Raw genomic sequence first — 26292 nt, forward strand, 5'->3', positions numbered from 1 at the left:
AAACCTGCCCTGGCCGGAAAGGACGACCAGGGCTTCACTTGTTGTCGATCAAGACGTCGGCAGGGCGGACGGGGTTGCTCGTGAGGCGCAGATCACCTCACGGCGGCGGTATCAGTGCTGCTGGGACTTCTGCGGCGTCGCCTCGCTCGGCCGTACGACGACATGGCCCTGGCCCTGCAGCATCAGTTGCACGGCCTCCCCGGAACCGCCGCGCAGCATCGAGCCGAGGGACTGCGAGCGGTGCAGCGAGGTGTCCAGGCCCGCGGTCCAGCCGACGACGGCGTCCGTGTCGACGTACACCGGGTACTGCGGCGAGACCGGGATGACCAGCGGATTGCCCTCACACACCAGGCCCAGCCTGCCCTGCCCCGAGAAGACACTGTTGAACAGGCCGCCGCCGGTGATGCCGGCGCCCTTCACCGTCGCTATCCGGTACGACAACGAGGCGTCGAAACACAGGACGTTGCGGCCGTTGACCGTGAACTCGTCGCCGGGGTCGACGTCGACGACGAAGCAGTTCTGCGCCTCGTGCGCGAACCAGGCTTCGCCCTGTCCGCGCACCGCCATCAGCGGCAGCCCCTCGCCGGTCACCGCCCGCTTGAGCATGCCGCCCACGCCCTGGCCCTTGCGCTCGAACTGGAGGTTGCCGCGGTAGGCGACCATCGCGCCCTGACGGGCGTGCATCTCGCCGTTCACCGCGTACTTGATGCATTTGGCGTTCTCGATCGTCATGCCCGGCGCAGTGGCGGGCTGGACCATGTGCTCGTTGGAAAAGAGGTCACCCTTCATGCGGGCATCCTGTCCCGGAGGCTCCCGTTCTGCCTAGTGCGTTGACCACGATGGTCGGCCGGGTTGGGGTGTGACGATCTCGGTTTCCGGTCAGGTGCAGGACCTGCCACTTCGTCGTGAAAGGAGTCCTGTGATGGCCAGGCCAGTACGGGCCCGTCGGCTGACGGACGACGAGGGCCGCACCCTGCTGCGGATCGTGCGGCGGGCGGCACGGCACGATCAAGGTCCGTAGGGCGATGATGATCCTCGCGTCGTCCTCGGGCAACACTGACGAGGCGATCGCCGCGCTGGTCGCGGCCGATCCGGACACCGCCCGCGATGTGATCCACGCGTTCAACGACCGGGGCCCGGCGCGTGGGAGCCGCAGTGGTCCTGCGGCCGACCGCGGCGGAGAGCCGAGGCCGACGAGGCGTACATCGTCGAGTCGCCAGGATGCGACCCAGGAAGTCCGGGGTGGACACTTTTAGCAGGACACCAGTGTCTCTCGAAATCGATCAGAGGAGTGATCGCCATGACCGAGGAACTGGTCCCTCCGCTCACGGTCGTTCGCCCCGGCGAGGGCGCCGAGGGCTTCCTCGGTTCCATCGGAGTGGTCTTCAAGCTCTGGGGTGCCGATACCAACGGCGCCTTGTCGGTCGTCGAGCACCCGTTCCCGGTCGGCGCGCTGGTGCCGCCGCACCTGCACACCCGCGAGGACGAGTACTCGATCGTCACCGAAGGCGAGATCGGCTTCCGCTCAGGCGACCGCGAAGCCGTGCTGGGCCCCGGCGGCTACATCACCAAGCCGCGCGGCGAGCTGCACGCCATGTGGAACGCCGGCTCGGTCCCTGCCCGCATGATCGAGATCATCAGCCCGGCCGGTTTCGAGAACTGCTTCCGCGAGGTGGCCGAGATGCTCGCCGACGGCCCGCCGCCGTCCGCGGACGCGATCCCGGCACTCGTGGCCAAGTACGGGCTCGAATTCGGCCAGCCGGAGTGGCTGCCGGACGTCATCGCGCGGTTCGGGCTGACGCCGCCGGGAGCGTAAACCCACAACCCGGTGACCAGCCAGAACACCACCGCCCAGAGAAACGCCTTCCAGGCCGCCGCACCCATGCCCGCCCAGGTCAGCCCCCTGATTCGGCACTCCAGGCCGCTGAATTACGCGGAACGCGGGCTTCACCAAAGCCGACCATCTGACCCACAGTTGCCTACTGCCGCGGCGCACGATCTGCTGCAGCTTCTGCCCCACCTGGTCGGTCAGTCTGTGCACACGAACGGGCTCAGCCACCCGCGGCTCCAGCGGTCGGTTCGACCGTCACCGCACATTCAACGCCACGACCACCAACCCGGCGAACCTGTGCGGTCACAGCACTAGATCGCGGCGGGTCGGATTCCCTGGACCCTCAGGCGCCGAAGAGTTGCGTCCAGTACGTGCCGGCGGGTCCGCCGCCCGCGAAGCCGATTCCTATGTGGGTGAAGTCGCGCTTGAGGATGTTGGCGCGATGGCCCGGGCTGTTCATCCAGCCATCCACGACCTCGGCGGGGGAGCGCTGGCCGCACGCGATGTTCTCGCCGATCGAGCGCATGCGGGAGCCCGCGGCGGCCGCCCGGTCCCAGGGCTCGGTCCCCTCGGGCGAGGTGTGGGAGTAGAAGGCCCGGACCGCCATGTCGGCGCTGTAGGCCTGCGCCGCGGTGCTGAGCGCGGAATCGACGGCGAGGGGTCGCAGCCCGGCGCGCGCCCGCTCCCGGTTGGTGAGGTCGACGACCTCGGACGCCGTGCGGGACAGGTCGCCCGGGGTCAAGGGCCTGGCCCACAGCGCCGTCCAGTACGTGTCGCCCGAGCGGCCGCCCCTGACGCGCGCGAGCGCGGCGTGGGTGAAGGCCGGGTCGTGCAGGGTGCGGCGGGGCTGTTCGGTGCGCAGGCAGTACGCGACGAACTCGGCGGCCGTGCGGGGGCCGGAGACAAGGTGCTCGCCGACGGTGACATACGCGTACCCGGCGCCGGTGATGCGCTGGTACACCGAGACGCCGTCGCGGCACTCGACGCCGAGGCGCCCTGCCGCTGCCATGGCGGAGGCGTGTGCCTGAGCGGCGGAGGCCAGGCGCGCGTCGAGGGTGACGGGCGGGGAACCGGCACCGGCGCGCGCGGAGTTGACCAGGCCCAGGAAGCCGTCGCGATCGGGGGTGGGGGCGTGCGGGCCGGTGACGGCGGACAGGGTGTGCATCGCGGACCGTGCCGTCCGTCCGGCCGGAGTGATCGGCGCGGGTGCCGCGGCGACAGGGCTCGGCGTCGCGTCCTCGATGACGTCCACCCCGAAGTCGCGCGCCAGCCCTGCCAGCCCGTCCGCATACCCCTGCCCGATGGCCCGCAGCTTCCAGCCGTCGCCGCGCCGGTAGATCTCCGCGAGCAGCAGCAAGGTCTCCTGCCGTGGACGCGGCGGGGCGAACCGGGCGATCGCACGGCCGCCCGGGCCGTTGACGTGGAGCACGGGAGCGGGCAGGCGGCCCAGGGGAGTGCCCGGGTCGGCGGGGCTGACGACCACAGTGACCCGCGTGGCACCCGGGCGCAGGCGTGGCGGATCGACCGTCAAGGCGTCGCCCTGGAGTCGGGCCCCCGGCGCCGACGGCTGGTTGTAGAACACGAAGTCGGCATCACCGCGGACCTTGCCGCTGTCGTCGGTCACGAGCGCGGACACGTCGAAGGGGCCGGGTACCCGGACGGTCACGCTGCCGCCCGGGAGGGGCGTATTGCCCCCGGGGACCAACTCGCTCATCGGGCCGTCCTGATGGGTCGTACGAGATCCGGTGGAGATGCCGGTGGGGTTGTCCTGGAAACGTCCACCGGATCCCGCGGGTTCCCACCCTGCCCGCGTCCTCAGCCCGTGTCCTCAGCCCGCGTCCTCAGCCGTGTGCTCAGCCCGTGCCCTCAGGCCGTCTCAGCCCGTGTCCTCAGCCCGCGTCCGGGCCCAGGGGGAGCCGGATCCCGGGTTCGATGTCCTCGTGCCGTTCGACGACAGCGGAACGCTCTTGCGGCTTCGTACGCTTGCCGCAGAACGCGGACTCCAGCGTGCCCATCATGGAGTTGAGGACCGTTCCGTTGTTGGAGGTGTTGGCGAGCGCGGCGAGGCTGCGCCTGCCGTCCTTGGATGCGAAGGCGTACGTGTAATAGCCCTGTACGGCGCCGGTGTGGCCGTACACGGAGACCCCGCACGACAGATCCCGGCGCCGCAGCCCCAGCCCGTACGACTGCACGCCGCCCGCCGGTACCCAGCGCTGCATCTGGGCGAGCTGCGCCCGGGAGGTGAGCCGGCCGCCGAGCAGGGCCGACAGGAAGGTGTTGAGGTCCCGCGTACTGGAGATGACCGCGCCCGCGCTCTGCGCCCAGGACGCCGTCTGCTCGGTGGCGTCGACGAGCGCCGCGCCGGCCGTGTCCGGCGTGAGATAGCCGCGTGCGTGCCGGCCGGGGATCTTCGTGCCGGGGTGCACGTAGAAGGTGTCGCGCAGCTTCAGCGGTTCGATGATCCGGTTCCGGTACTCGGTGCCCACGGAGTGCCCGGTCAGCTTCTCGATGAGCATTCCGGCGACGACGAAGTTGGTGTTCGAGTAGGAGTAGGCGCCGCCCGGCTTCGTGGTCCGCGGCTTGCTCAGAGACCGGTTCACCAGCTGCCGGTACGTGAACACCTTGGTGCGGACCGCCTCGAAGCCGGGAACCGTCCGCGCGAACATCTCGTTGGTGTAGTCGTGCAGGCCGCTGCGGTGGCTGAGCACATGCCGCACCGTGATGCCGCCGTCGGGCAGCAGCCCCGGCAGATAGCGGTTGACCGGGGCGTCCAGCTGCAGCCTCTTCTCCTGGGCCAGTTGCAGCAGGACGACGGCCGAGAAGGTCTTGGTGACGCTGCCGATGCGGAAGCGGTCGGCGTTGCTGATGGCCCGCCCCGACTTGCGGTCGGCGACCCCCACGGCCGCCCAGCGGGCCGTGGCGCCGTCGTCGAGACGCGCCATCGCGCCGGGTGCGCCGTGCTGTCGCGCCGTGCGCAGGACTTTCCAGATGCCGTCGACGTCCGGGGCGGGCAGGGCGGCTGCCCTGGCGTCGACCGCGGCGGCGCCGGGTTGCCCGGGCGCGGCGTGGGCGGGAACCGCCAGGAGCGACATCACGGCCGCCGCCACCGCCGTACCTCTGACCACCGTTGCTGAGACCATCCGGATTCCTCACGTTTCAGTCGATGTGCTGCTCATACGAGAACGATCAGCTTCTTGCGGGGCAACCCTCTCTCATCGCGTCAGATCGCCACAGACGACGCGCAGTTGGACAGGCAGGGATCACTGGGTGGGAGTCCTTCAGCAGTTCCTCAGGGAATCCTGCTTCTTTTATTGACGGCGGAAAATAAGCCATCTAGGTTCCGGGCATGTCCTCGATCCGCCGTGCCGAGACGTTCCCGGCGAACACGCCGGCCGCCTCGCAGATCTTCACCACGGTCCTGAGCCATGGGCCGCTCACCCGCCTTGAGGTGGCCCGGCGTGCGGGACTGTCCCCGGCCGCCGTCACCAAAGCGGTCCGGCCTCTCATAGAGGCCGGCTACCTGGTGGAGGACGCGGACGAGCCGGCCCGGCCCGCGCTCGGCCGCCCCGCGAACCCGGTGCGGGTCGACGGGGGACGGGCGCTGTTCATCGGCATCAAGGTGACCGGCGACGAGGTCATCGCCGTCCTCACCGACCTGTGCTGCCGCATCCGCGTCGCCCGCCACGCCCCGCTCCCGGACCGCGAGCCCAAGCACGTACTGGCCTCGATCGCCGAGCTGGCGGGCGAACTGCTCGCCGAGGCCGGTGACTCGGGCGTGCCGGTTCTCGGCCTCGGAATCGCCGTCTCCGGTGACGTGGACCGCGGCGCCGGAGTCGTCCGCTACTCGCCGTTCCTGGAGTGGCGGGACGTGCCCCTCGCCGAACTGGCCGCCGCGACCACCGGATTGCCGGTCACCGTCGACAACGACGTACGGGCCCTGACCGTCGCCGAGCAGTGGTTCGGCGCCGGCGTGGGGCTCTCCGACTTCGCCGTGGTGACCGTCGGCGCCGGCATCGGCTGCGGTCTCGTGGTGCACGGCCGCGTCGTCGCAGGCGCGCACGGTGTGGCCGGGGAGATCGGGCACGTGACCGTCGACCCGGCCGGCCCGCCCTGCCACTGCGGCAACCGCGGCTGCGTGGAGGCCATCGCGGGGGACGCCGCGATCGTCCGGCGGATCCGCGAGACCACCGGCGTCGAGGTCGCCGACGCCGCGGAAGCCGTGGCTCTCGCCCACCGCGGCCTCGCCGGCGCGCGCGAGGCCTACGCGCGCGCCGGTGAGGCGATCGGGCGCGGCATCGCCACCGTGGCCAACCTGCTCGGCCCCGAGCGGGTGATCATCTCCGGCGAGGGGCTCGCCGCCTACGACCTGTTCGCCGAACAGATCCGCGACGCCTTCGGCGCGGCCGCGTTCGGCTCCGCCGCCCAGTGCGACGTACAGACCCGCCCGCTGCCCTTCGAGGAGTGGGCGCGCGGGGCCGCGGCCACCGCGATCCAGTCCTTCATCAGAGCCGACGACCAGCGCCAGAACCGCTGAACCAACCCAGGGAGGTACGACCCATGAGGTCATCCTCGTACTCCGTCATGCCCGCACGCGCCCTGAGAGCCGTGGTGGTCCTGGCCCTCACCGCCGGTGTCACGGCCGCCGTCCCCGCCGCACAGGCCGAGACCCCCGCGCCCCCGGCCGCCCCGACCGCCACCGTGGCAGCCAAGCCCTACATGGGCTGGACGAGCTGGACCATGCAGTCGTCGAAGTACCCGGGCCTCAACCCGAAGGGCGACTACAGCTATCTCTCCGAGGCGAACGTCCTCAAGCAGACCGACGCCATGGCCGCCAAGCTGAAGAAGTACGGCTACGAATACGTCAACATCGACGCCGGCTGGTGGATGGACTGGTCCTGGAAGTCGCAGTTCGACGAGTACGGCCGGCAGAAGGCCGACCCGGTGCGCTTCCCCAGCGGCATGAAGGCCGTCGCCGACCGCATCCATTCCAAGGGCCTCAATGCTGGGATCTACCTCCCGGTCGGCCTGGAGAAGGGGGCGTACAACGACGGCAAGAACCCGATCTGGAACGCCGAGGGCTGCACGACCGGCGACATCGTCTACGACGACCTGCGCACCACCAACGGCTGGGACAGCGCCTACAAGATCGACTTCTCGGACCCCTGCGCGCAGAAGTACATCGACTCCCAGGCCCAGATGTTCGCCGACTGGGGCTACGACTTCCTCAAGCTCGACGGCGTGGGCCCCGGCTCCTTCAAGAGCGGCGACAACTACAACAACCTCGCCGACGTCGCCGCCTGGCAGAAGGCCATCAAGACCGCCGGCCGCCCGGTCCACCTGGAGCTGTCCTGGTCCCTCGACTACGGACACGTCGAGGACTGGAAGAAGTACTCCAACGGCTGGCGCATCGACACCGACGTCGAGTGCTACTGCAACACCCTGGTCACCTGGGAGAATTCGGTCGACGACCGCTGGGACGACGCCCCGGCCTGGACCGCCCACGCCGGCCCCGGCGGCTGGAACGACCTCGACTCCCTGAACGTCGGCAACGGCGAGATGGACGGCCTCACCAAGGCCGAGCGGCAGAGCTACGCCACCTTGTGGGCGATAGCCAAGTCCCCGCTGTTCACCGGCGACGACCTCACCAAGCTGGACTCCTACGGCCTGTCGCTGCTGACCAACCGCGAGGTCATCGCGATCAACCAGAGCAGCGCCCCGCCCGCCGAGCCCGTCACCGCCTCCGACCCGCAGCAGGTGTGGGCCGCGAAGAACCCGAACGGCACCTACACCGTCGCGCTGTTCAACCTCTCCGACGCCCCCGCCTCGGTGACCGCCAACTGGTCCACCCTCGGCTTCAAGGGCAAGGCCTCGGTACGCGACGTGTGGAACGAGGAGAGCCTGGGCTCCTACACCGACAAGATCACCCAGGCCCTCCCCGCGCACGGCTCGCGCCTGTTCACCGTCACCCCGCGCGGCACCGACCTCGCCTGGACCGCCTACGAGGCCGAGGCCGGCACCCTGAGCGGCAACGCCTCCGTCGCCGACTGCTCCGCCTGCTCCGACGGCCACAAGGTCGGCAACCTCTACACCGGAGGCAAGCTGACCCTCGACGACGTCGTGGTAGCCAAGGCCGGCACCTACCAGATCAAGGTCGCCTACGTCAGCGGCGACGCCCGTTCGATCTCCGTCTCGGCCAATGGAGGCGGCGGCGCCTCGCACAAGTTCGCGTCCACGGGCGACTGGTCCACGGTGAACAGCGTGTACGTGCCGGTGAAGCTGAAGGCCGGGGCGAACACGATCACGTTCGACAGCGGGACCGGCTATGCGCCGGACATCGACCGGATCGACGTGCAGAAGTCTTGATGACCTTCCTCCATCGGGGCCCGGCCGCGCGCCGGGCCCCGGCCCAGACGCCTCCGGAGCCCGCATGAACACCAGCCCGAACGAGCCGAGCCGAAGAACCCTCCTCTCCCTCGCCACCACCGCGGGCCTCACCGCCGCCCTCGGCACGCTGCCCGCGTTCACCGCCTCCGCCGCTCCCGTCCGCCCAGCCGAAGTGCCGCTCCCCGCCGACGCCTCTCGGGAGCGGCTGTGGTGGCAGGCCCCGGGCGACGAGGGCTCACTCATCGAACAGGGCCTGCCCCTCGGCAACGGCCGCATCGGCGCCCTCGCGAGCAACGACCCCGGCCGCGAGCTCCTCCTCATCACGGACGCCACCATGTGGACCGGCGGCCTCAACGACACCCTCGACCAGGACGGCCAGTTCCCCTACGGCCGCTCCGACTTCGGCTCCTTCACGCTGCTCGCCAAGCTCACCGTCGACATCCCCGACCACGACCTGGGCGCCGTGACCGGCTACCGCCGCACCCTCGACCTCGCCCAGGGCCTGGTCACCAGCTCCTACGTCCGCTCCGGTGTCACCTACCGGCGCGAGATGTACGCCAGCCACCCCGACGACGTCATCGTCCTGCGCTTCACGCAGAGCGGCGGCGGCCGCTACACCGGCACCATCACGCTGACCGGCACACACGGCGAGAAGCCGACCGCCGCCGAGTCGTTCGGCGCGGCCCTCCCCAACGGCCTGCGCTACGGCGCCGCCGTGCAGGCCCGCGGCACCGGCGGCAAGGTCGCCGTCAACGGCACTCGTATCGACTTCTCCGGCTGCAAGGACCTCACGGTGGTCGTCAGCGCCGGCACCGACTACGCCCCCGACGCCGCGGCCGGCTTCCGCAACCCCTCGCTCGACCCGGAGCGCCTCGCCCGAACGAAGGCCCGCACCGCCGCCGCGGAATCCGCGGACGCCCTGCGGCGCACCCACGTCGCCGACTACCGCGCCCTGTACGGACGACTCGGCCTCTCCCTCGGCACGTCCACCGACGCGCAGCGCGAACTGGACACCTGGGAACGCCTGCACGCCCGCACCCGCGACCCCGAGCCCGATCCGGAACTGGAGGCGGCCTACCTCCAGTACGGCCGCTATCTCATGATCACCAGCTCGCGCGACAGCCTGCCGATGGGCCTCCAGGGGCTGTGGCTGGACGGCAACGACCCGGACTGGATGGGTGACTACCACACCGACATCAACATCCAGATGAACTACTGGATGGCCGACCGCACCGGCCTGTCGCCCTGCTTCGACGCCTTCACGGACTACTGCGTCGCCCAGCTCTCCTCCTGGACCGACACCACCCGTCGCCTGTTCAACGACCCGCGCAACCGCTACCGCAACTCCAGCGGCAAGAACGCCGGCTGGGCCGTCGCCTTCTCCACCAACCCCTACGGCGGCAGCGGCTGGTGGTGGCATCCGGCGGGCAACGCCTGGCTGTGCACCACCTTGTGGGAGCACTACGAGTACACCGGGTCACGCGAGTACCTGAAGAAGATCTACCCGCTCCTCAAGGGCGCGTGCGAGTTCTGGGAGGCGCGGCTGCTCACCGTCACCCTCCCCGGCACCTCGAAGGAGGTGCTCGTGGACGACAGCGACTGGTCTCCCGAGCACGGTCCGCAGGACGCCAAGGGCATCACCTATGCTCAGGAAGTCGTGTGGACACTGTTCGGGAACTACTGCACCGCGGCCGCCGAACTCCGGCGGGACACCGACTACGCGGATACGATCGCCTCACTGCGCAGAAAGCTGTACCTGCCGCAGGTCAGCCCGAGCACCGGCTGGCTGGAGGAGTGGATGTCGCCCGACAATCTAGGTGAGACCACGCACCGCCACCTGTCCCCGCTGATCAACCTGTTCCCCGGCGACCGCATCCGCCCCGACGGCTCCACCCCTGCCGAGATCGTCGCCGGCGCCACCGCCCTGCTCACCGCGCGCGGCATGGAGAGCTTCGGCTGGGCCAACGCCTGGCGCAGCCTGTGCTGGGCCCGCCTGAAGAACGCGGACAACGCCTACCAGCTGATCGTCAACAACCTCCGCCCGTCGACCGACGGCAGCAACGGCACGGCATTCAACCTCTTCGACATCTACGAGGTGGAGCGCGGCCGGGGCATCTTCCAGATCGACGCCAACTTCGGTACCCCGGCCGCGATGGTGGAGATGCTGCTGTACTCCCGGCCGGGCCACGTCGAGCTCCTGCCGGCACTCCCCGACGCGTGGGCCGACTCGGGCCATGTGCGGGGCGTCCCCGCGCGCGGCGGCTTCGAGGTCGACCTGAGCTGGCGCGACGGACGCCCGACCGAGGCCCGGATCCACAGCGTCGGCGGCCGCACCACGACGGTCGCGTACGGTGACGTGTCCCGCACGGTCACCCTGCGACCCGGCGCGTCGGTCACGCTGAAGGACTTCGCCAAGTGAGGGCCGGGCTTGCGCTTGCCGCCGTCCTGCTGACGGTCGTCGCCTGCCAGTCACCGCCAGCCGGGGCGACCGCGGACGCGAGCGGCGTCGTCACCTGGGCGGCGAGCGCCGACCGCATGGCCGACGGCGTCGCCGGCCGCAGCTACCGGCTCGTCGTGCACACCAGCGTGGGCGGCACGGACACCCGGATCCGGCTCTCCAACGCCTTCGGGGACCGGCCGATGACCTTCGACAACGTCTACGCGGGCATCCAGAAGCAGGGCGCCGAGCTGCGGCCCGGCAGCAACCGGCGGCTGGCCTTCGGCGGCGAGCGCACGGTCACCGTGCCGGCCGGCGAGACCGTGTGGAGCGACCCGCTGCCCGGGAGGCTGCCCGCCGCGACCAACCTCGTCGTCAGCCTGCACAGCCCGGACGCGGGCGGCCCGGCGACCGGCCACTGGATGGCCATGCAGTCGTCGTACGCGACCCAGGGCGACCACACCGCCGAGGAAGGCGGCGCCGCCTGGACCATCCCGACCGGCTCCTGGTTCTATCTCGACGCCGTCTCCGTGCGCGCCCGCGCGGGCACCGGAGCGGTCGCCGCCCTCGGTGACTCCATCACCGACGGCTGGCAGTCCACCACCGATCGGAACCGCCGCTGGCCCGACTACCTCGCCCGCCGGCTGCAACGCGCGGACACGGCGGTGAAGGGCGTGGCCAACGAGGGGATCTCCGGGAACAAGGTCCTCGCGGACGGCCCCGGCGAGAGCGCGCTGAACCGGCTGGAGCGGGACGTCCTGTCCCAGCCGGGCGTGCGGACCGTGTTCCTCTTCCAGGGCGTGAACGACATCAAGGCCCATACGGGAGTCACGGCCGACGACCTGATCGAGGGCTACCGCGAGATCATCGACCGGGCGCACGAGGCCGGCAAGTGCGCCGTCGGCGCGACTGTCGGCCCCTTCAAGGGCTGGCTCGAATGGGACCCGGCCGGTGAGGCCGTACGCCAGGAGGTCAACGAGTTCATCCGCACCAGTGGCGAGTTCGACGCCGTCACCGACTTCGACCGCATCCTGCGCAGCCCCTACGACCCCGCGCGGATGATGCCCGCCCTCGACGGCGGCGACCACATCCACCCCAACGACAAGGGCATGCAGGCGATGGCCGACGCCGTCGACCTGACCGCCCTGGACTGCGACAGCCGCTGACGTGCTCGAGGGGCGTCAGCCCACCGCCTCCTCGCGGGTGATCAGACCCTCCCGATAGGCGATCGCCACCGCCTCCGTACGGCTCGCGGCGCCCAGCTTGGCGAGGATGTTGGAGACGTGGACGCTCGCCGTCTTGCCGGTGATGTACAGCTCCTCGCCTATCTGCCGGTTGCTGCGGCCGAGGGCGAGGAGCCGCAGCACGTCCTGCTCGCGGGCCGTCAGCGGGGAGGAGCGGTCGGCCGGGGTGTCCGCCAGACGGCCCCGGCGGATCAAGGCGTCCACGCGCTCCAGCAGCAGCGTCGCGCCGAGCCGGGCCGCCGTCTCCCGTGCCGCCCGGGCCTCGGTGGCCGCCGCCTCGCGCTGCTCCGCCGCCAGCAGGGCCTCGGCGTGACGCAACCGGCAGCGCGCCCGCTCGTACTCGTCGCCGTAGTCGAACGCCGCCACCGCCTTCGCCCATGCGCGCGCGTCCGGCCCGGACACCGTCCGCGTCCACTCCGCCTCCGCTCGGGCCAGCCACGCCATGCCTTCCGGGCCCTGCGCCCTGCCGTCCCCGCCGCGTGCCGCCGTCGCCCGGGCCAGCTCGACAAGTTCGGTCGCCGTGTCCGCCCAGCGGCGCAGCCCCGCCTCGTCACCGGTCAGGCGCAGCTCGGCCGCCCGGTCGCCGACCGCGGACAGCGCCAGGGCGGCGAGCCGGACCGTGGCGTCGGGCAGCGCCCCCGCGTCGTCGGTGAGCGCCGCGACCGAGGACCGCATCCGCTCCACCGCAGCCTCCACGTCACCGCGCCACGCGGCGGCGTCGGTGAGCGCGATACCCGCGACGAGCGTGCCCATCCAGTCGAAGGGACCCGCCAGCAAGGCGCGGGCCTGCTCGACGGCCCCGAAGTCACCGCGCGCGAGAGCGACGTACAGCGCGGGACCGGCCGTGTATCCGCCCGCAGCCGGCAGCACGTCGGCGTCGGTCGCCGCCACGCTCAGGCACTCGTCCCAACGGCCCAGCGTGTACAGCACGAGCAGCCGCAGGTACCGCATCTCGAGCGGATACAGCGAGGACAGCAACCCGGCGCGCCGGGCCCGGTCCAGCCCTTCCGTCAGCCAGGGCAGCGATTCCTCGAGGTCCCCGGACTCGAAGCAGCCGACAGCGAGGCTGAACAGGGCACGCATCTCCACCGGGGCGTTGCCCGAACGCCGCGCCAGATCCCGGGCCTCGCGCAGCCGTTCACGCCCCTGCGGTGTGCGCCGGCCGCCGGCCTCGAGAACGGCCAGCGAGATGAGCAGGTCCGCCCGGGCGTCCGTCACCTGGAGTTTCTCGGCGGTGCGCAGGGCTTCACGGGCGACCCGCAGGGCGGTCTCGTTCTCCCCGACCTGGCGGGCCGCCAGGACATGGGTGGCTGCCGCCCACACCCACGTCCGCGACGGGGGCTCCGCCGGGATGAGGGCGAGCGCCTCGCTGCTGTAGGCGAAGGCCGCCGTCAGGCTGTCGACGCCGAGCAGGTTCCCGGCGAGCGTGTAGCGCACCCGGGCGGCGAGTTCGGCGTCGGTGTCCTGGCCGACGCCCGCGAGCGCGGAGCGGGTGAGGGAGACCGCGCGGTGCGACTCCCCGGCGTGCGCGGCGGCCGCGGACGCGCGCAGCGTGAGCGTCACCCGGTCGGTGCCCTCGCCCGACGGCCGCGCGGACGGCTCCACCACCGACCAGATGTCCAGGGCGGCCTCCAGGTGCCGCAGCTCCTCGGCGGGCGCGCCGACCCGGTGCGCCTGGTCGGCGGCCTCCAGCGAGGCGGCCAGCGCCTCGGCCAGATCGTGGCTTTCGCGGTAGTGGTGGGCGCGCTCCGCCGCCGTCTCGTCCGGGCGGCCGCGTCCGGCGAGCAGCCGCGCGAACGCACCGTGCAGCCGGGCCCGTTCACCAGGGAGCAGATCCGCGTACACCGCCTCACGCGCGAGCGCGTGCCGGAAGGCGTACGTGTCGCCTTCCCCCGCCACGAGCAACTGTCGCCCTATGGCCTCACGCAGCGCCGACTCCAGCTCCTCCTCCGGAATGCCCACGGCACCCCGCAACAGGTCGTGCTCGACGCGACGCCCCGCTACGGCGGCCGTCCGCAGCACCTGCTGAGCGGTGTCGGACAGCTGCTCGAACCGGATGAGGAGGACATCGGCCAGCCCGCTGGGCACCCCGCCGGCCTCGGTGTCCGTCGCCGCGACCAGTTCCTCGGCGTAGAAGGCGTTGCCCTCGGCCCGCTCGACGATCCGCCGGACCGTGCTGTCCGGCAGCGGCCGCTCCTGGACGGCGCGCACCAGCCGGGCCACCTCGGTGTCGGCCATCGGCCGCAGCTCCAGACGCTCAACTGCGGGCAGTCGCACCAGTTCGGCCAGCAGCGGCCGCAGTGGATGACGCCGATGCAGGTCATCCGCGCGGTACGACGCGAACACGGCCAACCGATGTGCGGGCGCCCCGCCGGCCGGCCGCTGCAAGATGCCACGACTCAGCAGGAACCGCAGCAGATCCCTCGACGACTGGTCGGCCCAGTGCAGGTCCTCCAGCACCAGCAGCACCGGCGCGACGTCCGCCAGATCGGCCAGCAGCCCGGCGACGCCCTCGAACAACCGCAGCCGGTCACTCACGGCGTCCGTGCCGCCCCCCAACAGCCTTCCGACCACCGGATGCGCGGCGAGGACGTCCGCGAACCGCTCGTCACCGGCGAGCACTCCCAGCACCTCGGTGAACGGCAGGTACGGCAGCCCCACATCACCGAGATCGACACAGTGCCCGGACAGGACGACCATCCCGTCCCGAGCCGCCGACCCCGCGACCTCGTCCAGCACCCGCGTCTTGCCGACCCCGGCGTCCCCGGCGATCAGGACGGCCCGGGCCTCACCGCCGCGGGCGCGCTCCAGCGCCGTGAAGAGGCGAGCGAGTTCGCCGCCTCGCCCGATGAGCGGCGTGGTGAAAGAGGTCTGCGACACGCGTACATCCTGTCACTCACCACCGACAGCGCTCGTGCCCTTCAGGCACGCAACGTGTTCGCCCAGTCGGTCGGCACCCGCCCCGCGGGCCCCGGCGTCGGCTGCTCGGCCGGATGACTCCCCGGCGCGGCAAGCTCGGGCCCCGACTCGTACATCTCGTTCGTGTCGTAGTTCCAGTACCAGCTCTCACCCGGCTCGAAGCTCTGCACGAAGGGATGCCCGGTCTCCCGGAAATGCGCCGTCGCATGCTTCGCGGGCGAACTGTCACAGCACCCCACATGCCCGCACTGCGCACACCGCCGCAGATGGAACCACCACCCGCCGGCCTCGTCGCACTCCGGGCACCCACTGCCGCTCGGCGGCACGTTCGGATCAATGCCCTTGACGTCGTTCATGAAGCCTCCTCGGACGTGAGTGGAAGCAGGACCTGGAAGCGGGTGTCGCCCGGTTCGGACTGCACCTGGATCGTTCCGTGGTGCTTGTTGGTCACGATCCGCCAGGAGATGTCGAGCCCGAGCCCGGTGCCCTCACCCACGGGCTTCGTCGTGAAGAACGGATCGAAGATCCGCCCCCGGTTCTCCGCCGGGATACCGACGCCCGTGTCACGGAACTCCACCAGCAGCCGGTCGTGATCCGGAGCCGTCCGCACGGTCAACGTCCCTTCGCCGCCCGCGCTGTTGATGGCCGAGACGGCGTTGTCGATCAGGTTCGTCCAGACCTGGTTGAGCTCCGCCGGGTACGCCGGGACCCTCGGGAGCGTACGGTCGTACTCCTTGACGACCTTGATCTGCGGGCCGATCTTGCCCGACAGCATCAGCAGGGTGCTGTCGAGGAGTTCGTGCACGTCGGCGTTCTGGAAGGGCGCGCGGTCGAGCTGCGAGTACTGCTTGGCGGCGTCCACCAGATGCGAGATGCGGGTGGTCGAGTCGTTGATCTCGTCCATCAGCAGCTCGGTCTCGACGGTGTAGTTGAGCCACCCGATCGCGCTCGGCAGGATCTCCTCGTCCACCGCCGCCGCGACCTGGTCCAGCCAGTCCACGTCGAGACCGGCCTGGACGAAGGTGGGCGCGATCCGCCAGCCCTCCTGGATGCCCTGGTCGTCGAGCCAGTCGCTGAGCGCGTCCTCCCGGTCGGCGGCCTCCAGCGGACTCAGCGTGGGGGCCTTGGCGACTCGCTCCGCGGTGCGTTCCTGGATGTCGATGAGGTTGGCGATGACCTCGGGGGAGTACGAACCCTGCGTGATGACGGCGAGCTTGTGCCGCATCTTGCCCACGCGTTCACGCAGCGTGGACGTCGCCCGTACGGCCGCCGCCGCGGGGTTGTTGAGCTCGTGCGTGAGCCCGGCGGACAACGAGCCGAGCGCCAGCAGCCGTTCGCGCTGCCCGACGGCCTGCTGCGTGCTCTTCGAACCGAAGAAGAGCCCCTCCAGCAGATGCACCGCCATCGGGAACCACTCCTGCATGATGTCCGCGAAGGTGTCCGCGGGCAGCACGAAGAACCGCGTCGGCTCCGTGACGCGCATGGAGTTGTTGTAGACCTGCCGCACCCGGTCACCCAGATAGGCCTGCATGGACCCCGCGTACACGCCGCGCTGCGAGGTCCGCGTCACCTCCACGTCGTCCCCGGCGACCCGGCGCGACAGCACGACCGTGCCCTCGATCATCACGTAGAAGCAGGTCGAGGGGTCACCCTCGGTGTACACGGGTCCGGGCTCGAAGTGCTCCACCCGCCCCTCGTCGCACAGCCTGGCGAGCTGCTCGGGGGTGAGCTTCTCGAACAGGAACAGGGACCCGATCTCCTGGGCGTTGCACGGCATCGACTGCCCGCTCATGACTGCTCCAGATAGCGGTGGACGAGCATGACGGCCATGGCTCCCTCTCCGACGGCGGACGCGACGCGCTTGGCGGACTCCGAGCGCGCGTCGCCCGCCACGAACACGCCGGGGACGTTGGTCTCCAGGTGGTACGGCGGCCGGTCCAGCTCCCAGCCGGCCGGCGGCCGCCCGTCGGCCGACAGGTCGGGCCCGGCGAGGATGAACCCGCGCTCGTCCCGCAGCACCGTCTCGTCCAGCCAGTCGGTCAGCGGTGCCGCGCCGATGAACACGAACATCCACTGGGCGTCGACGAGTTCGGTCGCACCGTTGTCCACGTCGCGCAGCGTCAGCTGCTCCAGGTGCTCGGAGCCGTGCGCGGACTCCACGACGGTACGGGCCCGCACCGAGATGTTCGGTGCCTCCTCGATCTGCTGGACCAGGTAGTACGACATGGACGCCGACAGGGACTCGCCGCGCACCAGCAGCGTCACCGACTTGGCGCCCCGCGCCAGGTACATCGCCGCCTGCCCGGCGGAGTTGGCGCCGCCGACGATGTACACGTCCTGGCCCTGGCAGGCGGGCGCCTCCGTGAGCGCCGACCCGTAGTACAGCCCGCGGCCGGTCAGGTCGTCGCAGCCGGGCGCCGCCAGCTGCCGGTACGACACGCCGGTCGCCAGGATCACGCTGTGCGCGGCGACCGCCGAGCCGTCGGAGAACCGTACGATCCGGGCGGCTCCGCTGATCTCCAGCCCCGTCACCTCGCGCGCGGTGAGGATCTCGGCGCCGAACCTCGCCGCCTGCCGCCGGGCCCGGTCGGTGAGCTGCGCCCCCGACACGCCGTCCGGGAAGCCGAGGTAGTTCTCGATCCGGGAGCTCTGCCCGGCCTGTCCCCCCGTCGCCGACCGCTCCACCAGCACGGTCCGCAGCCCCTCCGACGCCCCGTACACGGCCGCGCCGAGCCCGGCCGGGCCGCCGCCGATGACGACGAGGTCGTAGAAGTCGGCCGTCGGCATCGTGGCCAGGCCCACCTTCGAGGCCAGCTCGGGAGCCTCGGGCGCCACCAGGGGCGTCCCGTCCGGCGTGACCACCAACGGCAGCCGCTGCCCGTCCTGCTCGGCGGCGGCGAGCAGCCGGCGGCCCTCGGGCTCGTCGGCGGAGTACCAGCGGTACGGCACCTGGTTGCGGGCCAGGAACTCCCGCACCTCCGAGGAGCGCGCCGACCAGCGGTGGCCGACGACCTTGGTGCTGGGCACCGGCCGGTAGTCGCTGCGCCGCCACGCCTCCAGCAGGTCGTCCAGGACCGGGTAGAGCTTCTCCTCCGGCGGATCCCACGGCTTGAGCAGGTAGTGATCGAGATCGACGACGTTGATCGCGTCGATCGCCGCGCTCGTGTCCGCGTACGCGGTCAGCAGCACGCGGCGGGCTCCGGGATAGACGTCCAGGGCCTGTTCGAGGAACTCGATGCCGTTCATCTGGGGCATGCGGTAGTCGGCCAGGATCACGGCCACGAGATCACCGCGCAACTTCAGCTCGCGCAGCGCCTGCAGCGCGGACTCGCCGGACTCCGCGCGCACGATCCGGTGCGACTCGCCGTAGCGCCGCCGCAGATCGCGGGCGACCGCCCGGGACACTCCCGGGTCGTCGTCCACGGTCAGGATGACGGTCCGCGCTGCGTCGGACGCCTGTGCCATACGTCTCCCACCCCGGGGTTCGCGTTCACGGCGCGGCAGTGAGCGTCAGGAGGCGCGGTCGCCGAGCCGACTCCCGGCCATCGTATGTTCGATCCGCCCGCTTCGCTCAGGTACGCGGGAGCCGGGCACCCTGCGTGAGTGCCGGGTACTCAGTGGCGACGTGCGGCGAGCACGCAGAACTCGTTGCCCTCGGGATCCGCCAGCGTGACCCACGGCTCCTCGCCGCTCTGCCCGATGTCCGCGTGGCGCGCGCCGAGGGCGAGGAGGCGGGCGACCTCCGCCTCCTGGTCGTCGGGGCGGAAGTCGAGGTGGAGGCGGTTCTTGACGGTCTTGCCCTCCGGGACCGGCCCGAAGATCAGGCCGGGCAGCCGGTCCGGGGCCGGCCGGATCTCGAACTCGTCGGCCGAGTCGTTGAGTACGACCCAGCCGAGAGCCTTGGCCCACCAGCGGCCGAGGGCCACTGCGTCGGCCGCGTCCACGTTCACCTGCTCCCACTCCAAAGCCATGGCCGCAGCGTAGTGAAGACTGGGGTCGACGGACGTGACCGCGACACGAGGAGGCAGCCGGAATGACGCGCCCGATCACGGCAGGGGTGGACGGATCGGAGGAGAGCCTCGCCGGGCTGGCCTGGGCCGCCCGCGAAGCAGTCCGCCGGGGGCTCCCCCTGCGGGTGGTGCACGCCTGGCGGTTCCAGCCGCACGACGCGATCGACGCGGGGGACGAGGAGACCCAGGCACAGTGGGTGCGCGACGCACTGGCCGAGGCGGCCCGCACCGTCACCGAGCGGCACCCGGGCCTGGAGGTGACCACCGACGTCGTGGAAGGCCCGCCCGCCGAGACGCTCATCGCCGCCGCGGACGAGGCCGAAATACTGGTGCTGGGCTCGCGCGGCCACGGCCGGGTCGTCGGGTTCCTGCTGGGCTCCGTCGGGCAGCAGGCGATCGCCGGGGCGACGCGGCCCGTCGTGCGGGTCCGGGCCGGGGACGAGCCGTCCGGCGAGGCCGCCGGGCGCGAGATCGTCGTGGGGCAGCAGGGCGATCCCGAGGACAGCGCAGCCGCGCTGCAGTTCGCCTTCGAGACGGCCGCGGCGCGTGGCGCGACCGTGCGCGCCGTGCGGGCCTGGACGCTGCCGCCGCTGTTCGCCTACAGCCCGGGCTCCCTGAAGCTCCTCGACGAGGCCGGGGGACTGGAGCCGTACGAGAAGAAGGCCCTGGGCGAGGCGCTGCGGCCGTGGCGGGAGCGCTTCCCCGACGTCCCTGTCGTCGAGCACGTGGAGATGGGCAGCGGCGGGCAGGTGCTGCTGTCGGTCTCCGGGCGGGCCCAGTTGATGGTCGTGGGGCGCCGAGTCCACCGCACGGCCGTGGGCGCCAGGATCGGCTCGGTGGCGCACGGCATGCTGCACCTCGCGGACTGCCCGGTGGCCGTGGTGCCGCACGACTGAGTCAGCCGGACGTCGGTTGGACGTCAGTCGGAGGTCGTCGGCTGCAGCGTCTCGCGGGCCCTGGGCAGGATGTTCGTGATGTAGTCCTCGACCACCGCGTCCAGGCCGATGTCGTGCTGCGCCCGCTCGGACAGGTACCAGCGGTGTTCGAGCAGCTCGTGGTAGATCTCGGCCGGGTCCATGGAGCCGCGCAGGTCCAGCGGCACGGCCCGCACGGTGGGGCGGAAGACGTCCCGCACCCAGCGATGCGCGAGGACCTCGGGGCGGGCGCCGAGGGGGTCGCCCGGGGCGTAGTCGTCCTGGGTGGCCATCCAGCTCTCCAGGTCGTTCAGGAGGCGTCGGGCCTGGTTCTCCTCGGTGTCCAGGCCCGTCAGACGCAGCAGTTGCCGTTGGTGGTGGCCGGCGTCGACGACCTTGGGCACGAAGGTGACCGTGTCGCCGTTCGTGGCGTGCTCGATCTGCATCTCGGCCACGTCGAAACCGAGGTCGTTCAGTCGCCGTATCCGGCGCTCTATGTAGTGGTACTTGCCTGCCGGGTACACCGAGGTGCGGGTCAGTTCCTGCCACAGGCTCTGGTAGCGGGCGCAGATCTCGGTGCCGAAGTCGATCGGGTCCACCGAGGGGTGCAGCGCCCCGGACGCCTCCAGGTCCAGCAGTTCACCGCTGATGTTGACCCGGGCGAGATCCAGGTCGTAGTCACGCTGGCCGTTGCTGAGCTGCGGGTGCAGATCGCCCGTCTCGGCGTCCACCAGATACGCGGCGTAGGCGCCGGCATCGCGCCGGAACAGCGTGTTGGACAGTGAGCAGTCGCCCCAGGCGAACCCGGCGAGGTGGAGGCGGACCAGCAGCACGGCCAGTGCGTCCATGAGGCGGTGCATGGTCGCCGGGCGCATCGTCGTCTCGAACATCGAGCGGTACGGCATCGAGCCGCCCAGGTGCCGGGTGATCAGCACCGACTCCAGGGAACCGCCGTCGGCGTCGGTGCGGCCGGTGACCACGGCGAGCGGGTCGACGGCCGGGATGCCGATACGGTCCAGGTCGCGCAGGAGCTCGTACTCGCGCAGTGCCGGGCGCTCGGCGAGCTCCTTGACGGCGATCACCTCGCTGCCGGCGCGGGCGTAGCGCACGACGTGCCGGGATATCCCGCGCGGCAGCGGGACCAGCACCTCCTCGGGCCATTCCTCCAGCGGCAGCTGCCAGGGCAGTTCCAGCAGGAGCGCGGGGTGCTCCGGGTTCGTCGCGCTGATCTGCAGTGCCATGGGGCGTTCGTCCTCGCCTAGCCGTGATCGTCAGCTCACCTTAGAGCGCGCGTTCCCGGGCCTGAAGAGCAGCTTCCTGCACCGCTGCGCGGTGTACGGGGCCGTGCCCGGGCAGCAGCACATCCCCCTCGAGCCCTGCGAGCACGTCCAGCGAGGCCACGGCGCGGGCCCGCTCGTGGTGGAACATGTCCGGCAGCAGCTGCGGTCCCTTGACCCGGGAGGTGGGGTGCCCGCTGACCAGGGCGTCGCCCGCGATCACCGCACCGGCGCCGGGCAGATGGTAGGCGCAGTGCCCGTCGGTGTGGCCGGGCGTGTGCACCGGGACGGGCCGGCCGGGCAGGTCCAGCGGGCCGGCCGACGGGAACGCCTCCGGGGAGGTGACCGGGACATGCGCGGTGCCGCCGGAGCGGATCGCGTGGATCGCCCAGGGCAGGACCCCGGGGCGCCAGCCGTTCTTCAGGACCGTGCCGACGTCGACCTGATGCAGGAACTCCCGGCGCGCGTGCGGTACTTCGGCCTCGTGGAGGTATACGGGCATGCCGTACGTGGCACGCAGGTACTCGGCGTTGCCCAGGTGGTCGGTGTGCGCGTGCGTGATCAGTACGGCGCTGACGGCCTCCGGTGAACCTCCCACCTCGGCAAGGGAGGCGAGGAGCTTCGGCCGGTCCCCGGGGTAGCCCGTGTCGATCAGCGTGACGGCGTCCCCCTCGGTCAGGATCACCCAGTTCGTGTTGCTGCCGTGCACCAGATAGGTGCCGTCCGCGACTTGCTGCACATCTGCGCGCATGATCGTCCCGCGTGTGAGGTCCGTGCTCGACGGACACAGCAAAGCAGATCGCGAAAAAAGGGCGTTCGGCGGGGCCGGACGCATCCCGAACGGTGCTCGCGCCTGCCGCGTCCTCCCGTCGACGAACGAACGAAAAGGGGAGCGGCTGCCTCCGGCACCGTCCACCGGAGGCAGCCCCCGCGCGCATCCGAAGCGGCCGCCTCTCCGCCTCAGTGCACGCCGTGCGGGCGGAACTGAACGCTGATGCGCGGTCCCGTGGCGCGCGTGGTCTTCGGAATGGAGTGTTCCCAGGTTCGCTGGCAGGACCCGCCCATCACGATGAGGTCGCCGTGACCGAGCGGCCGGCGCACCGTCTCACCGCCGCCCCGCGCCGGGCGCAGCAGCAGATCCCGGGGCGCGCCGACAGAGAGGATCGCGACCATCGTGTCCTCGCGCGCGCCCCGCCCGATCCGGTCCCCGTGCCAGGCGACACTGTCCCGGCCGTCGCGGTAGTAGCAGAGCCCGGCAGTCGTGAACGGCTCGCCCAGCTCCTCGGCGTAGTGCGCGGACAGGGCGTCGCGCGCCTCGACCAGGACCGGGTGGGGTAGTGCGTCCTCGGCGCCGTAGAAGGCCAGCAGGCGGGGTACGTCGACGACGTTGTCGTACATCTTGCGCCGCTCCGCGCGCCAGGGCACCTCGGCTGCCAGCTGTTCGAACAGGGCGTCGGCCCCGCTGAGCCAGCCGGGCAGCACGTCGATCCAGGCGCCGTGGCGGAGCGGGGTACGGCGTACCCCGGCGAGGGACCCGAGGCGCAGCTCGTCGGTCTGGTCGAAGAGGGAGCCCTGGAGGTGCGTGGCCATGGTTCCAGCGTACTCCTGAATCGAAAATATGTTCCCATCGAATTTCACCGTCCTTGTGCGCACCCCCTTTGGATACATTCATGTATCGGATACATTCCCGTATCGAATGGAGGTCCGGACATGGCGGTGGAGGGCACGACCAAGCGCGTCACCAGGCGTCGCGTCCGCACGCGCGCCAATCTCCTCGACGCCGCGTTCGCGGTGTTCGCCGCAAAGGGGTTCGGACGCGTTTCCATCGAGGAGGTCTGCGAGGCCGCCGGCTACAGCAGGGGTGCCTTCTACTCCAACTTCGACAGCCTGGACGAGCTGTTCTTCGCCCTCTACCAGCAGCGCGCGGACCTGATCGCCGAGCAGGTGTCCGGGGCGCTCGCTCTCGACGGGCCCGACCTGGACGTGCCGGCCGCCGTGGACCGGGTGACGGACGTGCTGCTCCTGGACCGCGACTGGCTGCTGGTGAAGACGGACTTCCTGGTGCACGCCGCCCGCGACCCGGACGTCGCGCGGACCCTGCTGGAACACCGCGCACGGCTGCGCGGCGCGATCGCCGACCGGCTCTCCCGTGCCCAGGTGCACAGCGCACTGCCCGCCGTACTCGGCGACATCGACGGCGCCGCGCACGCCGTGGTCGCCGCCTACGACGGAGTCACCACCCAACTGCTGCTGGACAAGGACGTCGAGCACGCTCGCGTCTGGCTCGGGCAACTGCTCACCGCGCTGCTCACCGACGGCAGCGACACCACCGCATGAGGACATGAGGAAGGGACGGTCGCCATGGATGCCGACGTCATCGTCGTCGGAGCAGGACTCGCGGGCCTGGTCGCCGCGAGTGAACTGACCAGCCGGGGACGCAGGGTCGCGCTGGTTGACCAGGAGAACGCCGCCAACCTCGGCGGACAGGCCTTCTGGTCCTTCGGCGGGCTCTTCCTCGTCGACTCCCCGGAGCAGCGGCGCCTGGGCATCAAGGACTCCCTCGATCTCGCCTGGAACGACTGGCAGGGCAGCGCCCGGTTCGACCGGGTGGACGACGAGGACTCCTGGGCCGTGCGCTGGGCCCGCGCGTACGTCGAATTCGCCGCCGGCGAGAAGCGGACCTGGCTGGACACACACGGCATCAAGTTCCTGCCCACGGTCGGCTGGGCCGAGCGCGGCGACCTGCGCGCAGACGGCCACGGCAACTCCGTGCCCCGGTTCCACATCGCCTGGGGCACCGGCACGGGGGTCGTGGAGCCCTTCGTCCGGTACGCCCAGCAGGCCGCGCGCGACGGGCTGCTCACCTTCCACCACCGGCACCAGGTCGACGCGCTGGTCATGGAACAGGGCGCGGTACGCGGCGTGCGCGGCACCGTCCTGGCCGACGACGACTCTCCCCGGGGCGTCGCCTCCAACCGTGACCGGGCCGGCGAGTTCGAGCTGACCGCCCAGGCCGTCGTCGTCACCAGCGGCGGCATCGGCGCCAACCACGACATCGTCCGCCGCTACTGGCCCGAGCGCCTCGGCACCCCGCCCACCGAGATGGTCACCGGTGTCCCCGCCTACGTCGACGGCCGGATGCTCGACATCAGCGCGGAGGCGGGGGTGCGGCTGGTCAACCGCGACCGGATGTGGCACTACACCGAGGGCCTGCAGAACTGGGACCCGATCTGGCCCGGCCACGGCATCCGCATCCTGCCCGGACCGTCCTCCATGTGGTTCGACGCCCTCGGCCGCCGGCTGCCCGACCCCTGCCTGCCGGGCTACGACACCCTGGGCACCCTCAAGCACCTGCGGACCGACGCGGACATCGCAGGCCACGACCACTCCTGGTTCATCCTCAGCCAGAAGATCATCGAGAAGGAGTTCGCGCTGTCGGGCTCGGAACAGAACCCCGACATCACCGCCAAGGACCGCGCCGGATTCCTGAAGGAGCGGGTGCTCGGCAAGGGCGCCCCAGGGCCGGTGGCGGCGTTCGTGCGCAACGGCGCGGACTTCGTGACCGCCCCGAACCTGGAGCAACTGGTCGAGAAGATGAACCAGTTGACGGACAAGCCGCTGCTCGACGCGGAGAGCGTCCGGCGCCAGATCGAGGCCCGTGACCTGCAGATCGCGAACCCATACAGCAAGGACGCCCAGGTGCAGGGCATCCGCAACGCCCGCCGCTACGTCGGCGACCGCCTCGGCCGCGTCGCCACCCCGCACCGCATCCTCGACCCCGCGGCCGGCCCACTGATCGGCGTCAAGCTGCACATACTGACCCGCAAGACGCTCGGCGGCATCCAGACAGACCTCGACTCCCGCGCGCTCGGCGCCGACGGAACGCCCATCGACGGCCTGTACGCGGCCGGCGAGGTCGCAGGCTTCGGCGGTGGCGGCGTCCACGGCTACAACGCCCTGGAGGGCACCTTCCTCGGCGGCTGCCTCTTCTCGGGCCGCACGGCGGGACGGGCCGCGGCGCGGCAGACGGCCTGACGGCGGCGTACGGCCCGTCTTCTCACGCCTGCAGGAGACGGGCCAGCACGGCGGCGTGGCTCTGATCGGGAGTCTTCGACGAGGTCAGCAGGGTCACTGCGCCCTTGCCCGCCAACTCCCTCACCTGGTCGAGTAGTGCGGCCGCCTCCGGAGCGGCGAGCTCCGCCTCATAACGGTCGGCGAACTCCTCGTACGAGCCCTCACCCGAGTGGTACCAGCGGCGCAGCTCGGTCGACGGGGTGAGCCCCTTGGGCCACTCGTCGACGTGGGCGGCGTCCTTCGACAGGCCGCGCGGCCACAGCCGGTCGACCAGGACGCGCACGCCGTCCGCGGGTTCGGGTGCTTCGTAGACGCGACGGATGCGAACGCTCATGACCGGGCCTTTCTCGGATGCCCGCGCTCGGATGCGCGTGGCGACCTGCCGAATCCGGCGGATCCTTACAAGTTCCTTACAAGTGTCGGTCAAGGTCGATGCATGATCACGCACAAGTCCCGTGTCGCCCTGCTGGTCGCCTCTCTGCTGCTGACCGGCTGCGGCGCCGGTGCCACTGCGACGCCCGACGAGGAGCCCGCTGTCACCCGCACCCCCAGGCCCGCCCACGCCGCCGAAGCCGCCGCCCAAGCCGAAGCCGAGGCGGCCGCACGGAAGCTGCCCGGACTGGGCCCGGCGACCTGGGCCAGGGTGCCGTCCGAGACCCGGCAGGCCGTCGTCGTGACCGGACGCGGCAGGGACTCCTCGCACTCCACCGTCGTCCTGTACGAGCGCACCGACACCGGCTGGAAGGCGGGCAGCAGCTGGCCCGCTCGCAACGCGTTGCGCGGCTGGACCGACCACCACGTGGCCGGCGACCTGCGCTCACCCATCGGGGTCTTCACCCTGACGGACGCCGGGGGGCTGCTCGATGACCCCGGAACCAGGCTGTCGTACGACTACGGTGACGGATTCACTGCCAGCGGTACCGGCTTCGAGGGCGAACCCCTCGCCGGTTCCTTCGACTATGTGATCGCCATCGACTACAACCGCAGGATCGGCGTCTCGCCCCTCGACCGGACCCGCCCGCTCGGCACCGAACTCGGCGGCGGCATCTGGCTCCACGTGGACCACGGAGCGCCCACCCAGGCCTGCGTCAGTCTCGCGCGGGAGCACATGAGGCTCCTGCTGCTGGCGCTGGATCCGCAGCGACATCCCGTCATCGTCATGGGCGACGCCGAGTCGTTGGCCCGCTGACGTCCCCCGAACG

General features: G+C 71.2%; 21 protein-coding genes. 9 read left to right on the forward strand and 12 right to left on the reverse strand.

All coding sequences use genetic code 11. From position 1 onward, the window contains the following. Window positions 1-111: 111 nt before the first annotated feature. The gene (locus tag ACFY5C_RS38965; protein WP_389454397.1) at window positions 112-789 is read right to left on the reverse strand and encodes an AIM24 family protein; all 678 of its coding nucleotides are present in this window, start codon (window positions 787-789) and stop codon (window positions 112-114) included. Between the two features lie 511 nt (window positions 790-1300). Between ACFY5C_RS38965 and ACFY5C_RS38970 the strand changes: the two genes are divergently transcribed. After that, window positions 1301-1816 (forward strand): cupin domain-containing protein, encoded by a 516-nt coding sequence (locus tag ACFY5C_RS38970; RefSeq protein ID WP_389454400.1) that lies wholly within the window; start codon window positions 1301-1303, stop codon window positions 1814-1816. Between the two features lie 358 nt (window positions 1817-2174). On the opposite strand, the gene ACFY5C_RS38975 is transcribed toward ACFY5C_RS38970, so the two are convergent. Next, the gene (locus ACFY5C_RS38975; RefSeq protein WP_389454403.1) at window positions 2175-3545 is read right to left on the reverse strand and encodes a CAP domain-containing protein; all 1371 of its coding nucleotides are present in this window, start codon (window positions 3543-3545) and stop codon (window positions 2175-2177) included. A 175-nt stretch (window positions 3546-3720) separates the two neighbouring features. Beyond that, a complete protein-coding gene (locus tag ACFY5C_RS38980; protein WP_389454405.1) occupies window positions 3721-4971 on the reverse strand; it encodes a serine hydrolase domain-containing protein in 1251 nt (416 codons plus the stop codon). Between the two features lie 206 nt (window positions 4972-5177). Here ACFY5C_RS38980 and ACFY5C_RS38985 point away from each other — a divergent pair, with 206 nt between their 5' ends. The 4 genes from ACFY5C_RS38985 to ACFY5C_RS39000 all read left to right on the forward strand — a co-directional run bounded on the left by ACFY5C_RS38985 (window position 5178) and on the right by ACFY5C_RS39000 (window position 11818). After that, window positions 5178-6365, forward strand: a complete 1188-nt coding sequence (locus tag ACFY5C_RS38985) for an ROK family protein (RefSeq protein WP_389454408.1) — start codon at window positions 5178-5180, stop codon at window positions 6363-6365. 23 nt (window positions 6366-6388) lie between these two features. Next, window positions 6389-8194, forward strand: a complete 1806-nt coding sequence (locus tag ACFY5C_RS38990; protein WP_389454411.1) for an alpha-galactosidase D — start codon at window positions 6389-6391, stop codon at window positions 8192-8194. Window positions 8195-8258: 64 nt separating this feature from the next. Next, window positions 8259-10634 (forward strand): glycoside hydrolase N-terminal domain-containing protein, encoded by a 2376-nt coding sequence (locus ACFY5C_RS38995; RefSeq protein ID WP_389454414.1) that lies wholly within the window; start codon window positions 8259-8261, stop codon window positions 10632-10634. Then, window positions 10631-11818, forward strand: coding sequence for an SGNH/GDSL hydrolase family protein (locus ACFY5C_RS39000; protein ID WP_389454416.1), 1188 nt, complete (start codon window positions 10631-10633; stop codon window positions 11816-11818). The genes ACFY5C_RS38995 and ACFY5C_RS39000 overlap by 4 nt, the downstream gene beginning before the upstream one ends. A 15-nt stretch (window positions 11819-11833) precedes the next feature. Here the strand turns inward: ACFY5C_RS39000 and ACFY5C_RS39005 are convergent, their stop codons facing one another. From ACFY5C_RS39005 to ACFY5C_RS39025, 5 genes are all read right to left on the reverse strand, one after another. Then, window positions 11834-14776, reverse strand: a complete 2943-nt coding sequence (locus tag ACFY5C_RS39005) for an AAA family ATPase (RefSeq protein WP_389454418.1) — start codon at window positions 14774-14776, stop codon at window positions 11834-11836. Window positions 14777-14817: 41 nt separating this feature from the next. Further along, window positions 14818-15171 carry a UBP-type zinc finger domain-containing protein gene (locus tag ACFY5C_RS39010; protein ID WP_389454421.1) on the reverse strand — a complete coding sequence of 118 codons (354 nt, stop codon included), beginning with the start codon at window positions 15169-15171 and terminating at the stop codon, window positions 14818-14820. Then, on the reverse strand, window positions 15168-16607 hold the full coding sequence (locus ACFY5C_RS39015; RefSeq protein WP_389454423.1) for an ATP-binding protein: 1440 nt from the start codon (window positions 16605-16607) through the stop codon (window positions 15168-15170). Before ACFY5C_RS39015 ends, ACFY5C_RS39010 begins: the two co-directional genes overlap by 4 nt. Continuing rightward, the gene (locus tag ACFY5C_RS39020; RefSeq protein ID WP_389454426.1) at window positions 16604-18280 is read right to left on the reverse strand and encodes an FAD-dependent oxidoreductase; all 1677 of its coding nucleotides are present in this window, start codon (window positions 18278-18280) and stop codon (window positions 16604-16606) included. Before ACFY5C_RS39020 ends, ACFY5C_RS39015 begins: the two co-directional genes overlap by 4 nt. 149 nt (window positions 18281-18429) lie before the next feature. Then, window positions 18430-18786 carry a VOC family protein gene (locus ACFY5C_RS39025; RefSeq protein WP_389454429.1) on the reverse strand — a complete coding sequence of 119 codons (357 nt, stop codon included), beginning with the start codon at window positions 18784-18786 and terminating at the stop codon, window positions 18430-18432. Window positions 18787-18848: 62 nt separating this feature from the next. Between ACFY5C_RS39025 and ACFY5C_RS39030 the strand changes: the two genes are divergently transcribed. After that, window positions 18849-19721 carry a universal stress protein gene (locus ACFY5C_RS39030; RefSeq protein WP_389454431.1) on the forward strand — a complete coding sequence of 291 codons (873 nt, stop codon included), beginning with the start codon at window positions 18849-18851 and terminating at the stop codon, window positions 19719-19721. Between the two features lie 23 nt (window positions 19722-19744). Here ACFY5C_RS39030 and ACFY5C_RS39035 read toward each other — a convergent pair whose 3' ends face one another. From ACFY5C_RS39035 to ACFY5C_RS39045, 3 genes are all read right to left on the reverse strand, one after another. Beyond that, complete coding sequence (locus ACFY5C_RS39035; protein ID WP_389454434.1) at window positions 19745-20980, reverse strand: DUF4032 domain-containing protein; 1236 nt, start codon at window positions 20978-20980, stop codon at window positions 19745-19747. A gap of 40 nt (window positions 20981-21020) precedes the next feature. Then, complete coding sequence (locus ACFY5C_RS39040) at window positions 21021-21767, reverse strand: MBL fold metallo-hydrolase (protein ID WP_389454436.1); 747 nt, start codon at window positions 21765-21767, stop codon at window positions 21021-21023. 209 nt (window positions 21768-21976) lie between these two features. After that, the gene (locus tag ACFY5C_RS39045; protein ID WP_389454439.1) at window positions 21977-22606 is read right to left on the reverse strand and encodes an alpha-ketoglutarate-dependent dioxygenase AlkB; all 630 of its coding nucleotides are present in this window, start codon (window positions 22604-22606) and stop codon (window positions 21977-21979) included. 120 nt (window positions 22607-22726) lie between these two features. On the opposite strand from ACFY5C_RS39045, the gene ACFY5C_RS39050 reads away from it, so the two are divergent. Next, the gene (locus ACFY5C_RS39050; protein WP_389454441.1) at window positions 22727-23353 is read left to right on the forward strand and encodes a TetR/AcrR family transcriptional regulator; all 627 of its coding nucleotides are present in this window, start codon (window positions 22727-22729) and stop codon (window positions 23351-23353) included. Window positions 23354-23377: 24 nt separating this feature from the next. After that, entirely contained in the window at window positions 23378-25051 is a 1674-nt protein-coding gene (locus tag ACFY5C_RS39055; protein WP_389454444.1) for an FAD-binding dehydrogenase, read from the forward strand. A 22-nt stretch (window positions 25052-25073) separates the two neighbouring features. On the opposite strand, the gene ACFY5C_RS39060 is transcribed toward ACFY5C_RS39055, so the two are convergent. Continuing rightward, entirely contained in the window at window positions 25074-25424 is a 351-nt protein-coding gene (locus ACFY5C_RS39060) for a DUF488 domain-containing protein (protein WP_389454447.1), read from the reverse strand. Window positions 25425-25526: 102 nt separating this feature from the next. Between ACFY5C_RS39060 and ACFY5C_RS39065 the strand changes: the two genes are divergently transcribed. Continuing rightward, window positions 25527-26279: a hypothetical protein gene (locus ACFY5C_RS39065; RefSeq protein ID WP_389454450.1), complete on the forward strand. Its 753-nt coding sequence runs from the start codon at window positions 25527-25529 to the stop codon at window positions 26277-26279. Window positions 26280-26292 lie beyond the last annotated feature (13 nt).

The sequence above is a fragment of the Streptomyces sp. NPDC012935 genome (assembly GCF_042900345.1).
Lineage (GTDB): Bacteria > Actinomycetota > Actinomycetes > Streptomycetales > Streptomycetaceae > Streptomyces.